Origin of the sequence: Pollutibacter soli (assembly GCA_029269725.1) — a bacterium.
GTDB lineage: Bacteria > Bacteroidota > Bacteroidia > Chitinophagales > Chitinophagaceae > Pollutibacter > Pollutibacter soli.
The window spans coordinates 247,754-274,330 of sequence record JARJHS010000002.1; the positions used below are offsets into that span (position 1 = coordinate 247,754).

Genomic DNA, 26,577 nt, shown 5'->3' on the forward strand with positions numbered 1-26,577 from the left:
GATAAAACGGTGCAGTCGGTTTCTACATTAAGATTCAGGGAGATATAACTTCCTGGATCTTATGGAAACCGTAACTGGCCTGGGTTTTAAAGAAATTAGAAAAGGAATGAGTTGCAACAGATTGTGGAAAAATAAAATTTATTTTTCCATTTGTTTCGAAATTAGAAGGCTCTAATATATCTTTAAACTCTTATCTCTAAACCTATCCTACTATAAAAGCTAACTGGCTGGTATCCCCACCAAGAACAGCCATTTTCAATCCACATTTTTCTTGTGATATCCATTTATTGAGTCAATTCCTGTGAATTAATTTTTTCTGGGTTGCGTCCGCAGAACCAGGTCTGCATACCCTAAACAAATTAAACGGAAACAAAATTTTGTACCAGATGTTTACCACCAACCTAAAGGGAAGGAACCTTCACCGGGTCATCCTTGCAATTCTTATTTTCATTTTCGGGTTTGCTCTACAGCCCGCCGCACAGGTCAACTTTTCATTTAGTACACTGGCAGGAACAAGTGGATTGGATGGACCAACTACTATGCAATTCGGTCCTGATGGGAAATTGTATGTCGGTACTGAAACCGGTAAAATTTTAGTTTACACGGTAAGTCAGACGGGTCCCACCAGTTATACGGTCGCCAGTACACAAACGATTACACTGGTGGCACAGATTCCCAACCATAACGACGACGGTTCGCTCTATACCGGTGCCTCTAATGTGCGCCAGGTTACGGGAATATTTGTGACGGGAACTTCTTCCAATCCAATTATATATGTGTCTTCGAGCGATCCCCGTGTAGGAGGTGGCGGTTCAGCAGGTGATGTAAACCTGGATACAAACTCAGGCATGATTTCAAAACTCAGCTGGAATGGTAATACCTGGGAAAAAGTTGACCTCGTAAGAGGTTTGCCGCGTTCTGAAGAAAACCATGCGGTGAATGGTATGACCATCGACAAAAACACAGGTCAGATGTTTCTTGCAGTTGGGGGAAATACAAATGGTGGTGCTCCCTCCAACAATTTCGCATACCTGAATGAAACAGCATTATCAGGAGCGATACTCAAAATTGATTTAAACTATATCAGCACCCTTACTGTAAAAGGTGCCGGTAATAATAAATATGTTTACGATATACCAACGCTGAATGATCCGACAAGACCGGACATTGCTAACCCTGATTATGATCCTGCGGTAATTGGTTCTCCGCAGACAATCGATCAGGGTGATCCATTCGGCGGTAATGACGGCCGTAACCAGGCAAAACTGATTCCTAATGGTCCGGTGCAGGTTTATTCGCCCGGTTACCGTAACCCTTATGACCTTGTAATTTCTAAGCTTCCAGGCAGAGAAGGTCGTATGTACACCATTGATAATGGCGCCAACTTCGGTTGGGGTGGTTATCCGAAGAACGTAAACACAACGAATATCAGCAACGAATATGTTGCTGGTGAACCCGGTTCCACTTCTGCTGCCGGGCCGGGATTGCCGGTCGTAAACAACCTGGATAATATGCACCTGGTATCAATGCCTGGTATGGCTCCGATATATGGTGGTCAGCCAAATCCGATCAGGGCAAATCCTGCGGGTGCCGGTCTTTCCTGGAATGACGGTTCTATTGCAAATTTCAGTTTAACTCCCACTTCCGACTGGCCGCCGGTCCCTCTCTCTATGGCGGACCCCAGGGAAAAGGACCTGCTGGTTCCAGGTGCCGGCGATGGAGCTCTGACAACTTTTGCAACTTCTACAAATGGTATTACAGAATACACTTCCAGTAACTATTTCGGAGGTCAGATGGCTGGTGATATTCTCGCCGCAGACTTTTCAGGTATCATCTGGAGGATGAAAATGAATGATGATGGTACAACGGTGGTAAGTAAAGAAATTTTCGCCAGCGGTTTCGGTGAAATCACGCTGGATGTGGTTGCGCAGGGAACCGGCGAAGTTTTTGAAGGAACGATCTGGACCTGCGATTACACCGCGGGTAAAATTTATGTATTTACTCCCCAGGGAAGTGTAAACTGTTCAGGCAATAATACAAGTACAACACTGGATGATGATGAAGATGGTTTCAGTAATAAAGATGAAGCAGACAATGGTACAAATCCATGTAATGCTTCCAGTTTCCCTTCTGATTTTGATGGTGACGGTATCTCTAACCTGAACGATCCTGATGATGATAATGATGGTATTCTCGATATAAATGATTTCTTCCACAGGGACGCGCAGAACGGACAGGGTTCAGCAAGTACAATTTTATATCCGTTCCTGAATGGTAACCCGGGAACAGGATTGTATGGACTTGGTCTTACAGGCCTGATGTCCAACGGAACAAGTCCTGATGCGCTTTACAACCCGTTGAATGATGGATTCATCATGGGTGGTGCCGTAGGTTTGGTGAGCTTCCCCGCAGACCAGGGAACGGCTGTTACGAATACACAGAAAAATGGATTTCAGTTTGGATATAAAGTAAACAGCTCATCTCCTTCTTTCACAGTACAGTCAAGCCTGATCGGTCCATTCTTTAATGCAGTTGACCAGGGTCAGTTGAATGCGAATCACCGCCAGGGTATCTATATCGGAAATGGCGACCAGGACAACTATCTGATGGTTGCTCTTTCGGGCGAAACCGGCGGCACCGCTCAAGGTATCCGTATTGTTATGGAGAATGCGGGAACGGTTACAAAAAATACGTTCTTTAGTGTTCCAAACATTCTGAGTGTAAACAACGTCTATCTCCATATGGAGGTGAATCCTGCAACCGGCGTGGTGACTGTGAAATACAGCACCAACGTAAACACTACGCCGGTAACGCTCGGAACGCCGATCACATTGACGGGCACGCTGTTGTCCACATTGCAGGGTCCAAATGCAATTGCGGTTGGTCTTATCGCTTCGAGTGGTTCAGCAACACCATTCTCTGCGAAGTGGGATTATATGAATATTCTTACAACGGCACCAGCTGTTGCAAATCCGGTGGCCGACCTGCAAACTACTGTAAACGGTGGTAGTCAGTTACTGGACCTCTCAAATGTATTCACTGATGATAAAGGAAACAATAACCTTACACTAAGCATAGGAAGTAATTCCAAGCCTTCATTGGTATCTGCAACAATCAATGGTACAGCACTTACCTTGATGTTTGCTTCAGAAGATACCGGTACATCCTTTATCAGAATAAGAGCTACGGACAGTGATGGGTTCTTTGCGGAGGATGAGGTGAAAGTAAGTGTGGTGATGCCTCCTCCAACAACAAGTATTTTGATCAATGCGGGTGGCTCATTGGAAACCTTCGGGTCTGAAACATGGATTGAGGATCAGTATTACACAGGCGGGTCAAATTATACCAAGGTAACAGCCATTGACAATACAACCAGGGATGCTGTTTACCAGAGTGAGCGTTGGGGCGACTTCAGCTATGCGATACCGGTACCTATCGGAACATATACAGTAAAACTGCATTTCGCTGATTTTTATTATTCTGAAATCAACAAACGCAAGTTCAATGTAGTGGTTGAAAACGGACAGGGTACACTCAACAACTATGATATCGTTGCGAAAGCCGGAGGCGGAAGCAAAGCTGTGATTGAAACAATGAATAATATCTCTGTTGCAGATGGTATCCTGAACATCAGTTTCGTTTCACTGGTCGACTATGCGAAGCTTTCCGGTATTGAGATCATATCTGTATCCGGAGGTGGTGTAAACACTCCACCATTGGTTTCCAACCCGATCCCGGATCAGCAGGTGGAGGTAAACACGCCCAGCATTACGATGAGTGTTGCCAAAGTGTTTACGGATAATAATGGTCCATCCAACCTGGTGTTGAGCGTGAGCGGCAATTCAAATACGGGATTGGTGACCGGTGCCACAATTACCAACAACTTCCTCAAACTCAAATTTGCAGCGGGCGCTACCGGTTCAGCGGATCTGAAAATTAAAGCGACAGATGCCGGCGGTTTGTTTGTTGAACAACAATTCAAAGTAGAGGTACTGAACAATATGCCAGCTCCTTCCACTGCCATACGGATCAATAGCGGAGGTGGCGCGCTTACGCATGACGGTAAGGCCTGGATTGCTGATAAATACTTCATTGGAGGTACAACTTACTCCAACGGCAATGCTATTGGCAATACCACGAATGATGCCATGCACCAGGACGAGCGCACTGAGAATTTCAGTTACGCTATTCCGTTGCCGAACGGTATCTACGGCGTTCGCATACATGAAGCCGAATTGTTCTGGGAGCAGCCAAATAAACGCTTGCTCAACGTTAACATAGAAAACAACCAGGGCGCATTAACCAACTATGATATTTATGCTCAGGCCGGAGGTTCATACAAAGCTGTCGTAGAGGAGTTCCATAACATTTATGTAAACGATGGGGTAATGAACATCAGTTTTGCATCTGTTCTGGACAATGCGAAAGTTTCAGGTATTGAAATTTTCTCTCAACCCGGAAGTGTGAATACAGAACCTGAAGTGGTTAACCCGATCCCGACACAGAACGTGTATAAGAATACACCTTCAAAGACGATCAGCCTGGCCAATGTATTTACAGATAACAATGGCGCAAATACATTAACATTCACAGTAACCGGAAACAGTAATGCAGCACTTATAACAGGTGCAACTATTACAGGAACAAACCTGGTGATGACCATTGCGCCAAATTCAACGGGTCTTGCAGCAATGAGGATCAAGGCGACAGATGCCCAGGGTTTGTTTGTTGAAGATGAGTTCCAGGTGAATGTTCAGGCTCAACAGACCTTAACAAGCTTCAAGATGGCTACGGGTAGTCCTGGCTTTTCTTTCCGTGGACAAACCTGGAGCAATGACCTGTATTTCGAAGGCGGCTGGGTGTATTCTGACACATTCGCCGTGGTTACTAATTCAGACAACAAAAGACTGTACCAATATGAGCGTGACGGTGATATCAAATACCATATTCCTGTAATCCCGGGATTGTATACAGTAAAACTGCATTTTGCAGATCTGTACTGGACACAACCTGGTCAACGTGTTTTCAAACTCGATGTTGAGTCAGGCAAGTATGTATGGAACACATTCGATATCGTTGCGAAGGCTGGTGGAATTAAAAAAGCGTATATCGAAACCATCGATAGTGTTGATCTTTCAGATGGTTTCCTGGACTTCCAGTTACATTCCATCATAGACAATCCAAAAATTTCAGGTGTGGAGATCATACCTTACACTGGTGGAGAGAACGTGGCTCCTGAATTGTTAATACCGATACCTGATCAGCAGGTACTGGTAAATCCCGCGGTTATAAAAATTCCTGTCAATACTATGTTCAGTGATGACAAGGGTTTCCCGGATCTTTATCGTGAAATTTCATCCAATACAAACAGTAATCTTTTATCGGCGGAAGTAATCAGTGACACCCTGAGAATATCGGTGAAACCGAACCAGACCGGTACAGCAGTACTGAAGTTCAGGGCAACTGATGCGCAGGGACTTTGGGTGGAAGATGAATTTGAAGTGAAAGTACTGTTGTCTGCTCCGCCGACAACAATCAGGATTGATGCAGGCAGTACAACGAATCAAACCTTTGGATCTGAAACATGGATTGCTGATCAGTATTTTGTTGGTGGTTATGTAAATACGAACACCAATGATATTTCGAACTCAACTATCGATCCGGTTTACCAGAGTGAGCGTTGGGATAATCATGCTTATAATATCCCGGTAATCAATGGAACGTATTCTGTAAAACTGCATTTCTCTGAAAGCAATTATAATGTGGCAGGTTCCAGGAAGTTCAATGTAAACATCGAGAACGGCCAGGGCGGTTTGAACAACTATGACATCTTTGCGAAGGCCGGTGGCCAGAACAAAGCAATTATTGAAACGTTCAATAACATCCTCATTAATGATGGTACATTAAATATCAATTTCATAAATGTGGTGGGTAACGCGAAAGTCTGCGGTATTGAGATTTTGCCCTACTCTGCAGCAAACGCAGCACCTACCGTTGCCAATAATATCCCTGACCAGGCGATTGCCTATAATACAGTTTCAAAACAGATCAGCCTGGCTACAACATTTAATGATAATAATGGAGTAGCGAACCTGACTTTTTCTGTTACAGGAAATACAAATACAGCTGTGGTTACGAGCGCAACGTTGAATGGAAGTAACCTTGTTCTGTTGTTTGGTGCAAATCAATCCGGAACAACAAAAATCAAAGTGAGAGCTACAGATGCTCAGGGATTGTTTGTTGAAGACGAATTCAATGTAACAGTATATCCTGAGGGTCCGCTTCCTGTAGCTCCGGTAATCAACAATGCAGTTCCCGATCAGACCGTAAATCTCGGAACAGTTAATAAGGTGATTTCTTTGGTGAATGTATTCTCTGATGATGAAGGTGATGCAAACATGACTTACTCTGTTACAGGAAATACAAACACTGCTTTAATCACCAGTGCTGTTGTAAGCGGAACGAACCTGACATTAACTTTTGCACCTGGAGTAACAGGTACAGCGAATATCAAGATCAGGTCAACTGACAGCGATGCCTTGTTTGCCGAAGATGAGTTTAAAGTTGATGTGATGGATATTCCAGAAACGCATATCATGATTGCGTCAGGAGGTCCCGGCCATACCTTCGGAACAGAGGTGTGGAGTGCTGATAAAAATTTCAACGGAGGAAACGCATACGGTTCCGCAATTGCAATTGCCAATACCACCAATGATCAGCTATATCAGAATGAACGTTGGGGTAACCATTCTTATAGTATTCCTGTTCCAAACGGAAACTATACAGTGAAGTTGCATTTTGCTGAGATCTTCCATACAGCTACCGGCCAGCGTATTTTCAATGTAAACGTGGAGAATGGACAGAAGACACTGACTAACTATGATATCGTGGCGAAAGCTGGCGGTGGAGCCAAGGCAGTGATTGAAACATTGACGAATATTAATGTAACCGACGGAAGCGTATCAATTACATTTACAGGTGTAACTGATAATGCGAAAGTATCAGGTATCGAAGTGATCAGTACAGGTGTTGCAAACTCAGCTCCTGTTGTAACGACACCAATTCCTGATCAGACAGTTGCTGTAGGAACAGCTTCAAAAGTGATCAGCATTGCCAATGTGTTCACAGATAATGCTGGTGCGGCTAACATGACCTTCACCGTTAGTGGCAACACAAATACGGCACTGGTTACAGCAGCAACCATCAGCGGTACCAACCTGACATTAACCTTCGGTACAGGAGTTACAGGAACATCTACAATTAAAGTAAAAGCTACTGATGCCGGTGGGTTGTTTGTTGAGGATGATTTTGTGGTGACGATCGCCAATACGGCTCCTGTGGTTGCTACACCAATTGCTGATCAGACAGTACCCGGTGGAACAGTTTCTAAGCTGGTGAACCTGTCAGGTGTTTTCACTGATAATGGTGGCGCAGCTAACCTGACACTCACAGTCAGTGGAAATACAAATACAGCGCTGGTAACAGGTGCTGCCATTACAGGCACAGATCTGAATCTGACTTTCGGTGCAGGAGTACTCGGTTCTTCAACAATAAAAGTGAAAGCAACTGATGCAGGTGGATTGTTTGTTGAAGATGAGTTTATTGTTACGGTTTCAGCGGCCAACACAGCTCCGGTGGTAACAACGCCGATTCCTGATCAGCAGATCGTGACAGGTACAACAAGTAAAGTAGTGAGCCTGGCAAACGTGTTCACGGATAACGGAGGTGCAGCTAATATAACGCTGGCGGTTAGTGGAAATACCAATACAACACTGATCACGGCAGCAACCATCAGCGGCACCAACCTGACACTCACCGTAGGAGCAGGTAAAACAGGTACAGCTACCATTAAAATAAGAGCAACTGATGCGCAGGGATTGTTTGTAGAAGATGATTTCATCGTAACTGTGGCAGCCAATGCCAAACCAGTGATAGTAAGCGCATATCCTGATATTGTTTTTGGATTAAACCAGCAGACATCTGCTACCATCAGCCTGGCCAATGTGTTTGATGATGATGGCGGCAAGGCTAACCTGGTACTCAGCATTCCTGCATACACAAACCCGGCAATGATTCCTACTGCAACGATTAGTGGTACAAATCTCACGATGACTTTTGCAGCAGGTATCACTGGTACATCAACATTCAGGGTTCGTGCAACTGATGCACAGGGACAATTTATTGAGGATGCATTTTATGTAAGAGTTCTCGCAGGTCCTCCAACTGTGGCAAATCCATTGTCTGACCAACTACTTAGCCAGGGTACTACATCCAAGGTAATCAGCATTGCCAACGTGTTTGCTGATAACGGAGGTGTCGCCAATCTCACCTACACAGTAAGTGGTAATTCAAATCCGGCACTGGTTACGGGTTCAGCGATCAGCGGAACGAACCTTACGCTCACCTTAACTGGTCAACCGGGAACTTCTAACATCAAAGTGAAAGCGACGGATCTTGCAGGTCTTTCTGTAGAAGACGAGTTCGTGGTGACTATAAGTGACGTTGTAATTCCTGGTAATACACCACCGGTGGTGAGCACGCCTATCGCTGACGAGAACCTTGTGGTTGGAGTTGCGAGTAAAGTAATCAGCCTTGCGAATACATTCACAGATAATGGCGGTGCTGCCAATATAACGTTGTCAGTTTCCGGAAACACAAATACGGCTCTTATTTCTGCAGCAACTATCAGCGGAACGAATCTGACACTGAAATTTGTAGCAGCTAAAACAGGAACTGCCACAATTAAAGTGAAAGCAACTGATGCAGGTGCGCTTTCTGTAGAGGATGAGTTTGTAGTGACTGTAGCAGCAAATGCGAAACCAGTGGTGGTGAATGCATATCCAGATGTAGTTTATGGTGTGGGTCAGCAGACTTCAGCCACAATCAATCTGTCCAATGTGTTTGATGATGATGGCGGCAAAGCCAACCTGGTGCTGAGTATCCCGGCATACACAAATCCTGCTATGATACCTGCGGCAACCATCAGCGGAACAAATCTGACTATGACCTTCGCAGCTGGTGTAACCGGTACTTCAACATTCAGGGTTCGCGCAACCGATGCACAAGGCCAGTTCATTGAAGATGCGTTTTATGTGAGGGTGCTGGCCGGACCGCCAACAGTTGCAAATCCGATTCCGGATCAGACCATTACAGCGGGAACAACTTCGAAAGTGATCAGCATTGCAAATGTCTTTGCAGATAACGGCGGAGTTGCCAACCTGACCTATTCCATCAGCGGCAATACAAATACCACGATGGTTAGCGGAGCAACAATCAGTGGAACAAATCTGACACTGACATTCGCTACAGGTCAATCAGGAGTCGCAAACGTGAAAGTGAAAGCAATGGATCTGGCAGGTCTTTCAGTAGAAGACGAATTCACAGTCACGATCGCAGGTGTGCTTTCTGCTCCTGTCGTGAGTACGCCGATACCTGATCAGTCAGTGAACCAGGGAACAGCAACCAAGGTGATCAGCCTGGCAAATACTTTCACTGATGAAAAAGGTGCAGCGAACATCACACTGAGCGTAACAGGAAATACGAATACGGCTCTTGTAACAGGTGCAACAATCAGCGGAACAAACCTGACACTGACATTCGCAGCAAACCTTACTGGTTCGGCAATTATCAAAGTGAAAGCGCTTGACAATGACAACCTGTTTGTTGAAGATGACTTTAAAGTTGATGTTGTTTCAACGACACCAACAACACTCATCAGAATTGCAGCAGGTGGTGCAGGTCATACATTTGGTTCTGAGGTTTGGGGCGCAGATCAGTACTTCTCTGGTGGTAATGCTTATGGTGAAACAACAGCAATTGCCAACACAACAAATGATCTTCTTTATCAGAACGAACGTTGGGGTAATACCACCTACAGCATACCGGTGCCAAATGGTCTGTACACAGTTAAACTGCACTTCGCAGAGATATTCTTCAGCACAACTGGTCAAAGGGTATTCAATGTGAATGTGGAAGGTGGACAAGGCGCACTCAATAACTATGACATCGTTGCGAAAGCAGGTGGCGGAGCAACAGCGGTAGTTGAACAATTCACCAATGTGAACGTGGCAGATGGAAACGTAACAATAGCACTGACTGGCATAACAGATAATGCGAAGATTTCAGGTATCGAGGTTATCTCTAACGCAACCGGTGGTGGTAACACAAGAGTGATGCTCAACAGCACTATCGATGTCAAACCAAGCAATGATATTGTGGAAGTGAACTGGACTTCAGGTGATCGTACCGATGGTGAATATACAGTTGAAAGATCAGCAGATGGTAAAGTGTTCGAATCATTGCAGACAACAGTTGTGTCGAAGAATGATAAGAAGAGCCTGGTCAGAAGATATGCTGATATGACACCATTGAACGGCGTATCATACTACAGGATTAAACGCGGTGCGAAAGATGGTTTGGCTGCAAGCTACTCACCTGTTAAACAAGTGACACTTACAACAAATCACCACAGCTTCCTGGTATATCCGAACCCGAATAATACCGGAGTTCTATTCCTCGAATTCCCTAAAGAACTGGGAATGCAGGAAAATCTGAAGATCCGCGTACTAAGTCTCCAGGGTGCAGTTCTATATCAGCAGACACAGACAGACCGCGCAGGAATTCTGTTGAAACTCAACCTGCCAAGGACGATCGCAAATGGTACTTACATCGTTGAAATTGAGAAGAACGGAAAACGACACCATTCAAGGTTTATCCTGAACAGATAATAACGAACGTCCGAAAAACCCCGTATAGAAAAACAAGGCTGGCTCCAAAGGAGCCGGCCTTTTTCTTTACCATGGTTGAATATTTTGAAAATTGCTACCTTCAAATTAATGCAGCTACCCTGGTGCTGGATTTTTTACTTCTTGAAAGTGTGAAAACTTCTTCCGGTTCTCTTTCTGATCGTAGCATCGTTTCTATGTAAATAAATGATGGCAGATATTTTGCTCGGTTCCATCCACAGAAAATTCAATCGTTGTTTTATGAGAAAACAATTACTGATCCTTTCCGCTATGCTGTTTATGGGTGCCACTGTTAACGCACAGCTTTTTACCATGTCCAACAAATGTTTCGACCGAGTTAAAAATGGCAGGAAACAGCTGGACAGTTTAAAGTATGAAGAGGCGCTTGCCATTTTTAACGAGGTCATTTCGAAATGCAATTCAAAAGATGCAAAGCTTGAAGGAAACCTGGGAAAGGCGAGGGCATTGAATGGTTTACATAAATATGATGAAGCGATTACCTGCGCAACAACAGCCATCAGTGCATCAAAAAACAGCAATGTGATGGCCTATTACACGCGCAGCTATGCTTATCAGAAAATAAACCGGCCTGATGACGCAAGGAAAGATTTGCAAAGAGTAACTGAACTCACGACAAAAAATCAGAATGTAAAAGCAAGGGCAACAATGTTCGCAGCAATGGCGGATATCGATTTCCAGGAAGGAATGAAAGACTCCGCCATTTCAAACCTCACAAAGGCCATCGAACTGGATCCGTCAAATCCATCATTTTATATACAACGTGGAGATATGTACATAAAGGAGGGAAATTATGCAGATGCATTTGTCAGTTATGATAAGGCGGTAGCTAAAGGAAAGACAGATCTCGATATGTACCAGATAAGAACTAATGCGCGAATAAAACAGGTGCAGCAGAAATATGGTACCGACAATGCAAACACTTTGGCACAGAAAATGACTGCTGAAGAAAAAACAATGGTGTGTGCCGAATTGAAAAAAGCAAATGAACTCGGCATGCGGAATATGCAGCTCGATCTTTTTTCAACAATGATTTGTAAATAAAAAACTACTGACATGAAAAGATATCTTTTGTTCCTTGCCGCTGTCGTTATTCTTTTCGGGTGTAAAAGTGCAAACAAGAGTCAGAAAGGAGCAGCAATCGGGGCTGCAGGTGGTGCTGTAATTGGCGGACTGGTAGCGAAAAATTCAGTTGTTGGTGCTTTGCTTGGTGCGGCCATCGGTGGAACTGCAGGTTACTTTATCGGGAAAAGCATGGATAAGCAGGCCCAGGAATTAAAACAGGCTGTTCCAAACGCAGAAGTCAACCGTGTCGGGGAGGGGATTAATATGACTTTCAATTCAGGGCTGTTATTTAAAATTAATTCTGCTGAATTAAGCGACAGCGCTAAAAAAGATATCGCCAATGTCTGCCAGGTATTGAAAAAATATGATGATACAAAAATCCTGCTCGAGGGGCATACCGATGATACAGGAGCAGAAGCGTTCAATATGGACTTATCAAAAAAGCGTGCAGAAGCTGTTGGATCATATATGGAGGCGAATGGAGTTCCACGTACAAGAATAACCGAAAAATGGTATGGCGAGGAACAGCCCAAGTTCCCTAACGACAGTGAAGCGAACCGCGAAAAGAACCGGCGGGTGGAGATAGGAATTACGGCCGATGAGAACATGAAGGCGGAGGCACAAAAAGGGGAAATCAAAGACAAGTGAGCAGTACGAAGTAGGTTGTAAGCAGGAGTTTGAAATTTGGAGTTGGCAGCAAACGCTTGCCGGTGCTAAAAAATGCCGTCTGTTTAAACAAATACTTCCAACGATAAAGGACCGCGATGCATAGCGTCGCTGTATCGTATTGACTTTCGGCTCCTGACGCCCGGCTTCTGCCCTGTCACTAGTCAGCGGTAGCCATAGCGGGTAGGTCCCTGTCGAAAATATACAGTCCGCCTTTGTCATCACCTATAAGCTTGAGTTTGTCCATGATTTTGCGCGCAAGCGCTTCTTCCTCAATCTGTTCGCTCACATACCATTGTAAGAAATTATGGGTGGTATAGTCCTTCTCTTTCAGGCAGATATCCACCAGGTTATTGATCTCTGTACTTACAAACACTTCATGGGTAAGTACTTCCTGAAAAAGCTCGCGAATGCTTTTGTATTTCTGCGCCGGCTGTTTCAGGGCGGGAATTACCGCATGACCGCCGCGTTCGTTGATGAATCTGACCAGTTTGAGCATATGCATCCGTTCTTCGTCAGAATGCCTGAACAGGAATGCGGCAACACCACTGAGGCCTGCTACTTCGGCCCATGACGCCATAGTCAGGTAAACCTGTGAGGACTCCGCTTCTAATAAAACCTGCTGATTGAGCGCTTTTTCAATTTTTGCTGAAATCATGTCCGGAATTTGTAGAGCCTAAGTTATTAATTAAAGGCTTAATTGTCATGGTTTTGCTGGGCATCAAACTAAAGCAACAAAAAAACCCCGGTTTGTGTTATTTTTGTACTTCATTAAAGTAACAAGTGGATATGATAAAAACTGGAAACCTGGTCATCAGCATTTATACTGAAATGACCCCCAATCCGGAAACAATGAAATTTGTGGCCAACAAATTGTTGTACCCGGGCAAAAGCATTGATTTTCCGGATGTTGAAAGCGCAAAACCTTCACCTCTCGCAATAGAATTATTCTCTTTTCCTTTTGTAAAAAGCGTGTTCATTGCCAGCAATTTCGTTACGCTTACTAAAACACCTGATACAGACTGGGAAGATGTCAAACCCGCCATTCGCAGTTTTTTGAAAGAATATCTCGAAGAAGGCAAACCGGTAATCAACGAAGACGAAGTTCCAGCGGTTCAGAAAAGCAGCAACGATATCGTTCTTTCAGAAGATGGAGATGTTGTAAAGCGCATTAAAGAATTGCTCGAAAATTATGTAAAGCCAGCTGTTGAAATGGACGGTGGTGCAATTCAGTTTAAAAAATTCGACGATGGAGTTGTTACACTTATGCTCCAGGGAAGCTGCAGTGGATGTCCTTCATCCATGATTACCCTGAAAGCAGGTATTGAAGGAATGATGAAAAGAATGATTCCTGAAGTAAATGAAGTAGTGGCTGAAGCAGAATAATCAACCTGGTCAGTAAAATTTATATTGAAGCAGCAGGTTATCCCGCTGCTTCTTTTTTGCAATGAATTTCTCTCTTATCAAGGTACTGCATCAGGTAATCAAAACTTTCCTTGTGCTTGCCGACCGATTCCGGGGCGAATACACCTTTCTCTTTAAAAATTCCCCTGGCTATAATATTAGCTGTCGCTGTACAGGTATATCCCGTAGTACGACTCATTGAAGAAACTCCACTTTCCTCATGATAACGATCTAGTAAATTATACACGACCGTTTCCGGCTTGCCGTTAATCTTTCCCTTCAGAATTATTTTTAACACAGTCAATTCTGCCTCTTCCGGATCAAGCTTCCACTCTTTAAAGAGAATTTTTGAAGTGACTTCCAGCGGACTGACTTTCTGGCCCCTGATCAGGATTTCTTCTTTATCAAAAAAACCACCTTGCTGCAAAGCAATGATCAATGCAGCATGACCGGGATATCGAAGTGTTTTTTCTTTTTGATTTTTGATATGCGGCATCGTGGTCAGCAGTGAACGCAGACCATCTGTATTGAATGCTTCGAGCGTTCCGATCCCATCAAAATCCATGAGTTCAGTTTCACTCATCGCTTTTTTTACAACGATTACACCATTTTCAAGGAATCGCGCCGGCCTTGTATATTCTTCAATAACATCAACCGGTGAGAACGGTGCTTTATATTCAAAAGGTTTTTTCCTGATTTCAGGAAGCCCGCCAACATAGATTTCAAAAGCGTCAATCTCCATGAACTCATTATACCGACCAATGATAAAGTTGCTTATACCTGGAGCTACACCGCAATCTGTGATCACCGTACAATTATTTGCTTTTGCTTCTGCATCCAGATTGAGTACATCTTCAGGTGAAAAACTGATGTCCGCGACCGACTTACCACAACGAATAACCGCTTTTAAGGTTTCGTATCCCATAAATCCTGGTACTGCTGTTACAACAAGATCAAATGGATCCAGCATTTTCTTATAGTTGTTGTAGTCTTTGAGATCAGCAGTAACAACATTGATCTTTGGAAATCTCTTATTCAAAGATCCTAATGCAATAGCATCGATATCGAATGCGGTAACATCATATTCGGCGCTGAGGTCGCGCGCAATAACACTTCCTACCAGTCCGGCACCTAACACGGCAATTTTCATATAGCTTGTTTTTGAAATTCAGCAAAATAAAGGCAAAGATGGATTAGGTCAGTTTAAAATTAGTGGTCATTTTTGAGCCCGTCATGGAAATTATACTGGAGCAATTTTTAAAAGACCTTCGTGGTTCCGGAATGTGGGAATGGATCGCGGTAATAACAGGTATTGCCAGCGTTTGGTTTTCAAAAAAGGAACATATCCTTGTTTACCCGGTAGGATTGGTTAACACGATTATCTATGTTGTTTTAAGTTTTCAGAATCACCTTATCGGAGAAGCATCAGTGAATATCTTTTACAGCGTGATGAGCGTCTACGGATGGTTCAACTGGGCCCGGCGGAACGCGGCGCATGAGCATATCGTCCATGTTTGCTTTTCGAACGGTCGCGACTGGAAAATGCAACTGTTGTTTTTTGCTGGTTGTTTTGTAGTTCTTTATTACTCGCTCCTGTTTCTGAAACATTCCTTCGCAAAGGAAGCCATTCCACTTCCGGACGCTTTTGCTTCGGCCGCCGCATTTACCGGTATGTTGCTGATGACCAAAAAGAAAGTGGAAAGCTGGTATTGGTGGATAGCCACCAATATCGCTTCAATCCCTCTCTATTTTGTAAAACATATGGTATTGACCAGTGTATATTATCTTATACTCCTGATACTGGCAATTTTCGGATTATTGGAATGGATACAAAGAGCAAAACAACAACAAGGCCGCTGAAGGTGGTGATAATCGGCCCCGAATCAACGGGCAAGAGTACTCTGTGCACTGAACTCGCCAATCACTACCAGACGATCTGGTGTCCGGAATATGCCCGTGAATATTTGTTGAAACACGGAACAGATTATTCATTCGACGACCTGCTGACAATTGCTAAAGGACAGCTCGATAACGAAGAAGCATATACGAAACAGGTGATGGGAAATTCCCAGGCGGTCGTTAATGATCAGAAGCTTCTATTTATCGATACGGATATGTATGTAATGAAAGTATGGTGTGAATTTGTTTTCCAGCGTTGCCATCTCTGGATACTCGACCAGATTGTGCAACGGAAATATGATCTTTATTTTTTGTGCAATATTGATCTGCCGTGGCAGAAAGATGAATTGAGGGAGTATCCAGATCTGGAAAGTCGCGCGCGACTTTACCATATCTATCATGACCTGATGATCAATCAGCACACACCCTGGGTTAAGATTGAAGGAAATTATGAGCAGCGTTTACAGATTGCAGTTAAAGCTGTAGATGAATTGCTGGTGAAAAACGCTACCCTTAAATAGAATAATTGATGTCCCTGTCGTCATTCATACAAAGAAATCACCGGAAGCTTTTTTATTTGTGCTGGGCGCTGCTGAGTATAGTACAAGCTGCAGGCACAGGCCTTTTTGATGATGAAGCATATTATTGGGTGTATTCGAGGTTTCCTGACTGGGGATATTTCGATCATCCGCCGATGATTGCCATCCTGATAAAAACAGGGTACTATTTTTTTCAGAATGAATTTGGTGTTCGATTGCTGATCGTCGCGATGAGCACCGCTACTGTTGCAGCGATTGACAGTCTTATTTCCCAGAAAAATGACCGCCTGTTCTATGCAATCGTGCTCAGCATGGGCCTTCTTCAGATCGGAAGTATAATCGCGGTGCCTGATGTACCATTGCTTTTTTTTATTGCATTATTTTTTCTTGCGTACAGGCGCTTCAGTAGTCAACCGGATTATTTTTCAGCGACAGTACTTGGTATGATTATGGCCCTGATGTTGTACAGTAAATATCACGCGGTACTGGTAATATTTTTTACGCTCCTATCCAATCTTCGTCTTCTTGCGAAACCACAGACATGGTTGGCTGCCATCATTGCATTGTTGCTTTTTGCTCCACACCTCGCCTGGCAATATCAGCACGACTTTATTTCTATTCAATACCATCTTTTCGAACGCAATGCAACCGTCTACCAATTCAATTTTACAACAGAATATGTTATCGGTCAGATCCTGCTGGTCGGGCCATTGATCGGTTGGTTGTTGTTGTGGTCCTCTGCAAAGCACAAACCGGAATCGGCATTGGAAAGTGCATTGAAATGGACATTCGCCGGCGTGTACCTGCTCTTTTTTGTGAGCACATTCAAAGGAAGGTCAGAAGCAAACTGGACGGTACCTGCATTGATATCCGTGATAATAATCGCGCATCAGTACCTGCTATTCAAACCGGCACTCAGTAAATGGATATTCAGGCTGGCGATACCTTCATTGGTATTGATACTTGCTGCAAGATTTTATATGTTAATGGATGTACCACCTGTGAAATGGATAAAAAAGGATGCGTTTCACAAAAACCGCCCATGGGCAGCTGCAATCAAAGAACAGGCCAATGGATTGCCGGTAGTATTCATCAATTCATATCAGCGTGCATCACAATACTGGTTTTATTCAGGCGATACTTCTTTTGCAATGAACAATATCTTTTACAGGAGGAATAACTACAATTTCTGGCCGCTGGAGGAACGCCTTCAGCATAGAAAAGTATTGGTAGTATCCGGGGAATCAAGTAATCTTTTTTCAAAACTGATCGTCAACCCCAAAAGAAAAAACTGGTATTATATCGCCGATGACTGGTTTTCTTTTTCGCATATCCGCATATATGGCCCTTCAAAAATGAAGGCTCCTGCACATCACTTAAAAACATCGCTGGAATTTATTGTACCCCGAAGTCTGGAACAAGCGAAACAATTAGGTTATGACAGCGCCGCGGTTTCGCTGGTACTCTATTATCACGATAACGATCCGGGTTTGATTGTGAAGAGTAACCTGACTGTAAGAGATATTGCTGCAGGAAAGACTGAAATAGATATGGTCTTGCCTGCTTCTGTTCCTGCGGGTCACCACCGCGCGAGATGGGCCATCAATAGCTGCCTTCCGGGGCTACCTTCATTGAATAGCATCAGTTATTCTGTCGACGTGGAATAAAATCGAATCCTCTTTCTGAATTTATTATCTCACTGTTACTGAAGTGAAATAACTAAAACTGGCTATCCCTGGTTCCTCCTGCCTCCTGTCTATTTAATCACTCTGACCACATCCGGATCCTTCACCAGGTTATTCATCTGTTTGAGCACCCAGGGGTATCTCACGGCAACATATCGTGAACGGGGATTTATCGTATAAGCTTTTGGATTAGGTAACGATGCAGCGATCATTGCCACCTGTACACGATTGAGTTTTTTTGCTGAAGTCTTGAAATTTTTCCTGGCGCAGGCTTCGATCCCAAAAACACCCTTCCCCATTTCAGCTACATTCAGATACATTTCCAGGATACGTTGTTTACCCCAGATAAGCTCGATCATAAAAGTGAAATAAGCCTCAAGTCCTTTTCTGAACCAGGTTCTGCCCTGCCATAAGAAAACATTTTTTGCAACCTGCTGGCTGATGGTTGACGCACCTTTTACCCGACCTGGCTTTTTCTCATTATATGCCATCGCTTTCTTGATGCTTTTAAAATCAAAACCATTGTGATCAGGAAACATCTGGTCTTCTGATGCAATGACGGCCAGTTTAGCCACCTGGGGAATATTCTCGTTTGAAATATAATCCCTTTTTAATCCGTCGCCCCGTAACCAGCTTCCCAGTTGGGTAACAGTAATCGGCGGATTCATCCATTTTAATAAAATGATATATACAAATTGGGCGATAAAGAGGATGATGAATGTTCTTTTAAGAATGCGCCAGGCCTTGAGGAGTTTTTCTTTCACTTTCAGAGGATATGTTTCAATGCTGCAAAATAAACGATAAAAAGTTGAAGGTTTAAGGTTTAACGTAAAACGTTGGCCTAAGCATGTGCACCTTACGCGATTAACGCAGTAAGTCCTGAAATAAATAAAGCAATTCACATTCGCATGAGCATACGTTTAACGTTGAACGGTTAACGTTCAACGTTAAACGTTCAACCCTCAGTTCGTAAGATCCAGATATTTAAACGAATACTTCCCTCCGATAGAATAGCTGTTCTTTCGGGTGATTTTCATCACAATACCGGTAGCGAGAACAGCACCGGAAATAATCAGTGAAGTAGTGTTGACACTTGATTTCTGAACAGCTGAATTGATGAGATTTAATGCGACGAACGTAGCGCCACCTATGATAAATAGGGTGCCATTTCTTACAAATTCAAACCCTTTTCGTTCTTTAACGATGGATGCAATTTCATTATAATGAAATCGCAGCATGAATTGGCTAACAGTATCAAGCACCGATGTTCCCCAGATGGTATATGCTCTTCGAACATCAAAATCATTAATGTACAACGTATCATCCTTGATATGATTGATCGTTCCTTCTACATAACGACCACTGGTAGATTTGAATACGATATATGTTCCTGCGGTGATGGTTTGCAGCGTTTTCCCATTCCCTTTTTTAAGCAACAAAACGTCGGAACCCTGCGCATAGGAAGCTGAAAAAATTGCGGAGCAACCCAACGCAGTAATTGTACAGATAATGCCGATGATATATTTTCTGATCAGGATCATCAGAGATTGTTCTTCAGGGCAACGACTCCGTAAGCCAATGCAAGACCAAAAATAACCAGTATCGTTCCGGAAATCTTATTGATCAATGAAATATTATGAACAGTAAGTTTATCACGAATCTTTCCCGCCATTAAAACTTTTAATACATCTGCAATCATATTCAGGGCAAGACAGACAGAAAAAATGACGATACGCTGCCAGATGGAATGATTCACTGCAAAAGCAGTTGCGTTAACCAGCCAGAACAGCATCACACTGGGATTGAGTGTATTAATAAAAAATCCAGAAAGCATAATTCTGGCAAAATCACTCTTACTGAACTTTGTTGTGTTGCTAAGATCAGCTTTAGTCAGTTTTACTTTCTTAAAAAAGACATAATAAATACCCATAGCAACCAGGAAACCACTTCCAACTAAAGCAATTGTCGATTTGTATTCCAGCATCTGGCGGACCAGTTCCGAAAACATATTGCTGACAACAACAAGAATAATATCACTGATCCAGACTCCGGCGATAAAACTGAAACCACCACGATGACCATTATTCAGGCTCTGTTTAAGAATAGTAAATATTACCGGCCCAACCGATAACACAAGGATTAACCCAAGTCCGAGTCCTTTAATAATTGATTCAGTCATGCCCGATGAAGATGCTGCAATGATGCATTCTGCTGAGAAAAGAGTCGTTTCAGCAGGTGGATTTTTTAGCTGACAATATTAAGCTAAATCAGTTTAAAGAGAAGATTATATAGTACCGGTAGCAATAAATTTTTGCCAGTCTTCCATGATCTGGCCTTTGAGTACCCGAGGAAATTTATGCTGCCCTCCGACTTTACCTTTTAATCTCATGAAATCGAGAAACCTGCTTTCAGGTAGTACATCAAGGAACACTTCTTTCAACGCACTTTTTCGTTCAACAGCATAATCATCATTGAGCTGTTTGAGACGTTCATCGATTTTTTTACATAACACTTCCTTGTCGATCTTGTCGTCAGAAGCCACATACCAGTGATGCGCAAAAAAACTTTTGTACGGAACACCTGCAACAGTAAACTCAGGAATGATCACATTCAATTCTTCACTGGCGAGTTTTAATGCTTTGTTCATGTTGTCGACACTCAGGTGCTCGCCAACAAGACTTAAAAAATGTTTGGTTCTGCCGGTGATAATGATCTCGCATCTTTCTTTGTCGGTGAAACGGATAGTGTCACCGATCAGGTATCGCCATGCTCCGGCGGAAGTACTGATCAGTAATGCATAATCTTTTCCTTCTTCCACTTCGTGAATCATGAGCGCATTCGGATTGCGGATCATGTTTCCTGAAGAATCAAAATTCTTATCATCAAAAGGAACAAATTCGCAAAAGATATGACCATTGGTGACCAGTCGCATGCCTTTCGGATCCTGCCGGTCCTGGTAAGCTATAAACCCTTCGGACGCGAGATAGGTTTCAATATAAGTGAGCGGCTTGCCCAACAATTTTTCAAATCCCTTTTTATAAGGATCAAATGCAACGCCACCGTGCACATAAAAAGCAAGATTGGGCCAGATCTCATGGATGTTTTTCAGATTATATCTTTCAATCACCATTTCCATACACATCTGGATCCATGCAGGAACACCAACAACAAATCCGATATCCCAGTTGGGAGCCTGCTGAACAATTTCTTCCAGCTTGACATTCCAGTCCCGTGTACGCGCAATTTTTTTACCTGGTTTATAAAAAGGAGAAAACCAGAACGGTGCTTTTTTAGCTGTGATACCGCTAAGATCTCCGGCATAATATCCGGGTCCTTTCTCAAGATCAGTGCTTCCACCCAGCATCATCCAACCCTTACCCACCGACTTCCATGGAATACCATCGTAGTTGCGAAGAGAAAGGAGTTGTTTAATCATAACGAGCCTGTTACCTCGCATGAGATCCTGGGTGATAGGAATATACTTGCTCGCACTTTCGGAAGTGCCTGAACTTAATGCAAAATATTTAATCCTTCCGGGCCAGCACACATCAGGAAGATTCTGTAATGTCCGATGCCAGAAATCTTTATAGAGCGTATTGTAATCGTAAGTAGGAACCTGCTCCTGGAATTTTTTGATGATATGCCTGTCCATCAGGATCTGGTCGAAAAAAAACTTCTGACCAAACTCTGTATGCCTTGCCTTCTTCAGCAACTTTTTTAAAACGCGCAATTGCTGATGCTTCGGTGAATTACCCCGGAGATTCAAAGCCTTTGCAATCGTTTTAGGAAGATGAAATTCAATTATCGGCATCTTATGCAATATAGTGTTTTAAGCAAGATAAAATTCGAGGCAAACTATCCGCAAAGTTGACGGTAATTTTTCAGAATAAGCGTGATATCGTTATATACACTGTAATCACGTGCATATAGCTTATCAACCTGCTCAACATTCACAGCCTGCAAACCACGTATGGCAACAGGCATTCCATTTCCTGCGATTATGCTTTTTCGTAAAAATGGTAACCCGGGCGTGTTGGTGAAATAACCAACCCAGGTTCTTTTTCCAATCAGCACCTGCCAGGCATTGCCGAATGTTTTTAACGGTTTCCTAAGAAAAAAAATACCGATCGGAAAACTGATGATCAGCAATATCGATGAAGCAATGTCAACCAGTCTTTTTAAACGTTGATTTACCGGAGAAGAAAGTGCATAGCCTGATTCTTCTGATAGAATTTCACCCGCTTCATCTTTGGAATCACTACCCACAATGCTCATTGAACCGCTTCCACTGATTCTGAAACGAAGATTGCCTTTTAATGTCGATATTAAACCAATGATCTCTTTAAAACTCAGGCCATTTTCGCAAAAGATAATTTCACGAATGGAAGACTCTTTTATCAATATGTCCAGCTGCTTCTTATCAACAGATGGGTTGTTGCTATTTTCAATTACAGGTACGCGTCCAAAAACCCTTTCATTTCTTCCGGAATTTTTCAGCAGGTATAAAATTCTTTCATATTCACGCTCCGTTCCTGCAACTATCGTCTGTAATTTTTTTCCTTTTTCCGGAGGATCAAGAATTCCAAACTGAATGAAAATGGATCTGCATATGCGCAGCAATAGAAAAGAAAGAACTATTCCTGAGAGTAAAATTCCCCTTGAAAATCTGAACTGTTCCGGCCAGAGTGAATAACAGGAAATGATAATCACTGCTGCAATACCTGTTGATTTTATTAACTGACCAGGTTTGCCTGGCTTATCATACAAACCTGTGTAGTAGGAGGCGATCATGAACAGAATCGAAAAAAAAGGAAATGCAATCGTTAACAGATGCCTCGAATAACTGATATCAGGTCGCACAAAACGGTTCCACAAATATTTCGCGATCCAGAATGATAAGAGAATCAGGGCCGCATCGATCAGTGGGAGTCCTGCATTTCGAATAAAATTGCCAATTGCAGTCAGTATCGCCCGGATCCAGATAGATATCCGTATAAAAAAAAGAACAAAACCAGCTTTCACTCCTTTAAGGTGTTTTTTTACAAACAGCGACATCGCTTTATAAAACAACCTGACATAATTGAGCGAACCTTTTTTTGTACTTTCTCCTTTGAAATGAATGATGGTCGTATCAGCAAAATAAACATTTTTAAATCCCGCTTTTTGTATCCGGTAACTGAGATCAATATCTTCTCCGTACATGAAAAACATTTCATCGAAACCGCCCGTGATATCCAATACCTTTTTTCGGATCATCATAAATGCACCTGACAGAACATCCGTTTCATGAACTACCTGCTGATTCATGTGACCCATATGATACCTTGCAAACACAGGTGATTTAGGAAACAATGATGCGAGGCCGGTCAACTTAAAAAAAGAAATCAGCGGCGATGGAAAAGAGCGACGGCTTTCGCGAAGAAAATGACCCGTGCCGTCAATCATTTGAACGCCCAACGCACCAACGGTCTTGTTTGCATCAAAATATGCGAGGCACTTTTTAAAACAGTCCTCCGGTACAATCGTGTCCGGGTTAAGGAAAAGAATGTACTCGCCTCTTGCTATGTTTAAAAGTTGATTGTTGGCTTTTGCAAAACCAGTATTCTCTTCATTCCAGGAAAATCGGATGTTATTGAATCTTTCCGAGAGGTATTCACGTGAACCATCGGTGGAAGCATTATCTGCTACCAGCACCTCCGCGTCGATATGTTGAATAGCTTTCTGCACAGAAAGCAGGCACTGCTCAAGAAAATGCCTGACATTATAACTCACTATGATGATCGATAACCGCATGATATATAACTCGGAAAATACGGATGAATTCGGAATTAAGTATTGGTACAATGAAAAGCATTCTCAGTTGCGATTAAAGATCGAGGGATACGGCCAGTAAAAAAAACATGGTTTCAAACGATGAATGAATTGCTTTGGTTCTTGACCACAATCCATAAATTCGTTTTCTTTTTATCTAATAATCACTCGATGAAAAAAACGATTGCGATTTGTTATATTCTTTTGAGCGTTGTGGTTTCCGGATTTTCGCAGGAATGGAAAATTGCGGGAACAAAAATTTCAACGCCATGGGCTTCAAATGTAAATCCTGCATCTGTACACCAGGAGTATCCACGCCCGCAAATGGTGAGAAGCAGTTGGATGAACCTGAATGGATTGTGGAATTACACCATTCTTCCCGCTGGTTCGGCAAGCCTCCCTACGGTATATGCTGGTAAAATACTGGTTCCATTTGCAGTTGAGTCTGCGCTCTCCGGAGTTGGTGCCCGGGTTGGAAAAGATAGTCTTCTGTGGTATGAGCGTGAGCTGGATATTTCTTCAGCTATGCGTAAGGGTAAGGTACTTCTGCATTTTGGTGCTGTGGATTGGAGATGCGAAGTATTTGTCAATGGACAGCCTGCCGGTATGCATGAAGGAGGGTATGATCCATTTAGTTTCGATATCACAGCATTCCTGAAAAAAGGGAATAAACAACAATTGGTTGTAAAAGTGTGGGATCCTTCTGACGATGGTCCGCAGCCACGCGGCAAGCAGGTAAAGGTTCCGAAAAGCATCTGGTATACACCTGTTACTGGTATCTGGCAGACGGTATGGCTGGAATCGGTTCCTCCAACTTATGTCGGCAATATCAAAGCTGTTCCGCAGACTGATCAGCAGGAGCTTAACCTGGAAATACAGGCGAATGGCTTAATTGCAGGTGATGAAATTCGTGCGACAGCTCTGCAGGGCGGAAAAACCATCGCCGAAGAAAAACTCGATGCAAATGGCAGCGGAAAGCTGAATATTAAAGACGCGGTTTTGTGGTCGCCTTCGAATCCTCATCTGTATGATCTTAAAATTGGGATCTACAGAAAAGGTAAAAAGATTGATGAAGTGAGTTCTTACTTCGCTATGCGGAAAATATCAATGAAGCCGGATAAAAATGGTATTCAACGTATGCTTCTCAATGATCAGTTTTTATTCCAGTACGGCCCGTTGGATCAGGGGTGGTGGCCCGATGGACTTTATACAGCTCCATCGGACGAGGCACTAAAATTTGATATCGTTAAAACCAGGGAAATGGGTTTTAACATGATTCGTAAACATGTGAAAACAGAACCAGCACTTTGGTACTACTACTGTGATCAGTTGGGAATGCTGGTATGGCAGGATATGCCGAGTGGCGATATGGGTAACCGTTGGGAGAGCCGGCCGGGAATTACCGGTCTGCAAACTGATAAAGACCGGACGCCTGAATCTGAAAAGATTTATCGCACGGAATGGAAGGAGATCGTAACCGATTTCGGCCATTTCCCCTCAATTGTTGTCTGGGTACCTTTCAACGAAGCATGGGGTCAGTTCAAAACAAAACAGATAGCAGACTGGACAACCCAGATGGACCCTTCCCGCCTGGTAAACAGCGCCAGCGGCGGAAACTTTGAGTTCGCAGGAAATATTTTTGACCTGCACAATTATCCTGAACCGGCAATGCCGACACCGGAATTGTTTGGTGCGAAGGAAATACTTGTATTGGGTGAGTTCGGTGGATTGGGACTACCCGTTGAAAATCATACGTGGCAGGATAAAAACAACTGGGGTTACCAGAGTTTTAAAAATAAAGATGAGCTGTACAACAGGTACTCCGAATTCATTGGACGAATACCGGCACTGATCGAAAAAGGTCTTTCGGCGGCTGTGTACACGCAAACCACTGATGTTGAAATCGAAACCAATGGGCTCATGACCTATGATCGTAAAGTCATCAAAATGGATGAAGCAAAACTGAAGGCCATTCATCAGAAGTTATATGATGATGCATTAGGGAAAAAGTTTATGCCATGACGTTTTACGTTCAACGTTAAACGCTCAACGCAGGATCTTAACTTTCAACTTTTCACTTAAAACTTAGAACTTCTTTTGTACATTTAATTCTCAAACATTGCTATATGAACAGACGTGATGCGTTAAACAGGGTCGCACTGATACTGGGAGGAACCGTAGTTGGAGGCGCGGCTTTTTTAGAAGGCTGTAAATCCGGCGGTGATAAACTGGCTGTGGGTCTTCCATTCTCTGCCGAAAACATTTCTTTCCTTGATGAAGTTGCAGAAACCATTATTCCGACAACAAGCACACCTGGCGCGAAAGCTGCAAAAGTGGGTGAGTTTATGAATACAATGGTTGTTGATTGTTATACAGAAGGCGATCAGAAAGTATTTGTGGAAGGGCTGCAGAAAATTGAAGATGCAAGTCAGAAGAAAAACAGCAAATCATTTATGTCTTCGAGCCCTGAAGAAAAGAAGGCTTTGCTTACAGAGATAGACAATGAATTAAAGGCCTACAATAAAAATAAAAAAGACGGCGAACCAAATCATTATTTCGGTTTGATGAAACAATTAACCCTCCTGGGTTATTTCACTTCCGAAGTCGGTGCCACACAAGCCCTGCGATACATAGCTGTTCCTGGAAAGTATGAAGGATGTATTCCTTATACAAAAGGAGAAAAAGCCTGGGCCACCTAGTAAAATTGTAAATAGATTCACTGCCGCGTCCGAAAGACCGGCAGAT

At 43.1% G+C, this 26,577-nt stretch carries 16 protein-coding genes; 9 read left to right on the forward strand and 7 right to left on the reverse strand.

Features of this window, described 5'->3' with window-relative positions; all coding sequences use genetic code 11:
• Positions 1 to 386: 386 nt before the first annotated feature.
• The 3 genes from P2W82_RS05655 (at position 387) to P2W82_RS05665 (ending at position 12,476) form a co-directional block, all read left to right on the forward strand.
• The gene (locus tag P2W82_RS05655) at positions 387 to 10,727 is read left to right on the forward strand and encodes a malectin domain-containing carbohydrate-binding protein (protein ID WP_336514876.1); all 10,341 of its coding nucleotides are present in this window, start codon (positions 387 to 389) and stop codon (positions 10,725 to 10,727) included.
• A gap of 258 nt (positions 10,728 to 10,985) precedes the next feature.
• The gene (locus P2W82_RS05660; protein WP_336514877.1) at positions 10,986 to 11,807 is read left to right on the forward strand and encodes a tetratricopeptide repeat protein; all 822 of its coding nucleotides are present in this window, start codon (positions 10,986 to 10,988) and stop codon (positions 11,805 to 11,807) included.
• 12 nt (positions 11,808 to 11,819) lie between these two features.
• The gene (locus P2W82_RS05665) at positions 11,820 to 12,476 is read left to right on the forward strand and encodes a YiaD family glycine zipper/OmpA-like lipoprotein (protein WP_336514878.1); all 657 of its coding nucleotides are present in this window, start codon (positions 11,820 to 11,822) and stop codon (positions 12,474 to 12,476) included.
• A gap of 178 nt (positions 12,477 to 12,654) precedes the next feature.
• Here the strand turns inward: P2W82_RS05665 and P2W82_RS05670 are convergent, their stop codons facing one another.
• The gene (locus P2W82_RS05670; protein ID WP_336514879.1) at positions 12,655 to 13,152 is read right to left on the reverse strand and encodes a ferritin; all 498 of its coding nucleotides are present in this window, start codon (positions 13,150 to 13,152) and stop codon (positions 12,655 to 12,657) included.
• A gap of 131 nt (positions 13,153 to 13,283) precedes the next feature.
• Here P2W82_RS05670 and P2W82_RS05675 point away from each other — a divergent pair, with 131 nt between their 5' ends.
• On the forward strand, positions 13,284 to 13,880 hold the full coding sequence (locus tag P2W82_RS05675; protein ID WP_336514880.1) for a NifU family protein: 597 nt from the start codon (positions 13,284 to 13,286) through the stop codon (positions 13,878 to 13,880).
• Between the two features lie 37 nt (positions 13,881 to 13,917).
• On the opposite strand, the gene P2W82_RS05680 is transcribed toward P2W82_RS05675, so the two are convergent.
• Entirely contained in the window at positions 13,918 to 15,048 is a 1,131-nt protein-coding gene (locus P2W82_RS05680; protein WP_336514881.1) for a saccharopine dehydrogenase family protein, read from the reverse strand.
• Positions 15,049 to 15,131: 83 nt separating this feature from the next.
• On the opposite strand from P2W82_RS05680, the gene pnuC reads away from it, so the two are divergent.
• From pnuC to P2W82_RS05695, 3 genes are read left to right on the forward strand one after another with little or no spacing between them, the layout of a single operon-like run.
• Positions 15,132 to 15,758 carry a nicotinamide riboside transporter PnuC gene (pnuC, locus tag P2W82_RS05685; protein ID WP_336514882.1) on the forward strand — a complete coding sequence of 209 codons (627 nt, stop codon included), beginning with the start codon at positions 15,132 to 15,134 and terminating at the stop codon, positions 15,756 to 15,758.
• The gene (locus P2W82_RS05690) at positions 15,722 to 16,318 is read left to right on the forward strand and encodes an ATP-binding protein (protein ID WP_336514883.1); all 597 of its coding nucleotides are present in this window, start codon (positions 15,722 to 15,724) and stop codon (positions 16,316 to 16,318) included. The genes pnuC and P2W82_RS05690 overlap by 37 nt, the downstream gene beginning before the upstream one ends.
• 8 nt (positions 16,319 to 16,326) lie before the next feature.
• Entirely contained in the window at positions 16,327 to 18,003 is a 1,677-nt protein-coding gene (locus P2W82_RS05695) for an ArnT family glycosyltransferase (protein WP_336514884.1), read from the forward strand.
• 89 nt (positions 18,004 to 18,092) lie between these two features.
• Here P2W82_RS05695 and mtgA read toward each other — a convergent pair whose 3' ends face one another.
• From mtgA to P2W82_RS05720, 5 genes are all read right to left on the reverse strand, one after another.
• The gene (gene mtgA, locus P2W82_RS05700; RefSeq protein WP_336514885.1) at positions 18,093 to 18,785 is read right to left on the reverse strand and encodes a monofunctional biosynthetic peptidoglycan transglycosylase; all 693 of its coding nucleotides are present in this window, start codon (positions 18,783 to 18,785) and stop codon (positions 18,093 to 18,095) included.
• A gap of 198 nt (positions 18,786 to 18,983) precedes the next feature.
• The gene (locus tag P2W82_RS05705; RefSeq protein ID WP_336514886.1) at positions 18,984 to 19,562 is read right to left on the reverse strand and encodes a hypothetical protein; all 579 of its coding nucleotides are present in this window, start codon (positions 19,560 to 19,562) and stop codon (positions 18,984 to 18,986) included.
• Entirely contained in the window at positions 19,562 to 20,200 is a 639-nt protein-coding gene (locus P2W82_RS05710; RefSeq protein ID WP_336514887.1) for a LysE family translocator, read from the reverse strand. Before P2W82_RS05710 ends, P2W82_RS05705 begins: the two co-directional genes overlap by 1 nt.
• A 105-nt stretch (positions 20,201 to 20,305) precedes the next feature.
• Positions 20,306 to 21,832 carry a GH3 family acyl-acid amido synthetase gene (locus P2W82_RS05715; RefSeq protein ID WP_336514888.1) on the reverse strand — a complete coding sequence of 509 codons (1,527 nt, stop codon included), beginning with the start codon at positions 21,830 to 21,832 and terminating at the stop codon, positions 20,306 to 20,308.
• 44 nt (positions 21,833 to 21,876) lie between these two features.
• The gene (locus tag P2W82_RS05720; protein WP_336514889.1) at positions 21,877 to 23,814 is read right to left on the reverse strand and encodes a glycosyltransferase family 2 protein; all 1,938 of its coding nucleotides are present in this window, start codon (positions 23,812 to 23,814) and stop codon (positions 21,877 to 21,879) included.
• A 189-nt stretch (positions 23,815 to 24,003) separates the two neighbouring features.
• Between P2W82_RS05720 and P2W82_RS05725 the strand changes: the two genes are divergently transcribed.
• Both P2W82_RS05725 and P2W82_RS05730 read left to right on the forward strand, forming a co-directional pair.
• On the forward strand, positions 24,004 to 25,854 hold the full coding sequence (locus tag P2W82_RS05725) for a glycoside hydrolase family 2 protein (RefSeq protein WP_336514890.1): 1,851 nt from the start codon (positions 24,004 to 24,006) through the stop codon (positions 25,852 to 25,854).
• Positions 25,855 to 25,958: 104 nt separating this feature from the next.
• A complete protein-coding gene (locus P2W82_RS05730; RefSeq protein WP_336514891.1) occupies positions 25,959 to 26,531 on the forward strand; it encodes a gluconate 2-dehydrogenase subunit 3 family protein in 573 nt (190 codons plus the stop codon).
• Positions 26,532 to 26,577: the final 46 nt, after the last annotated feature.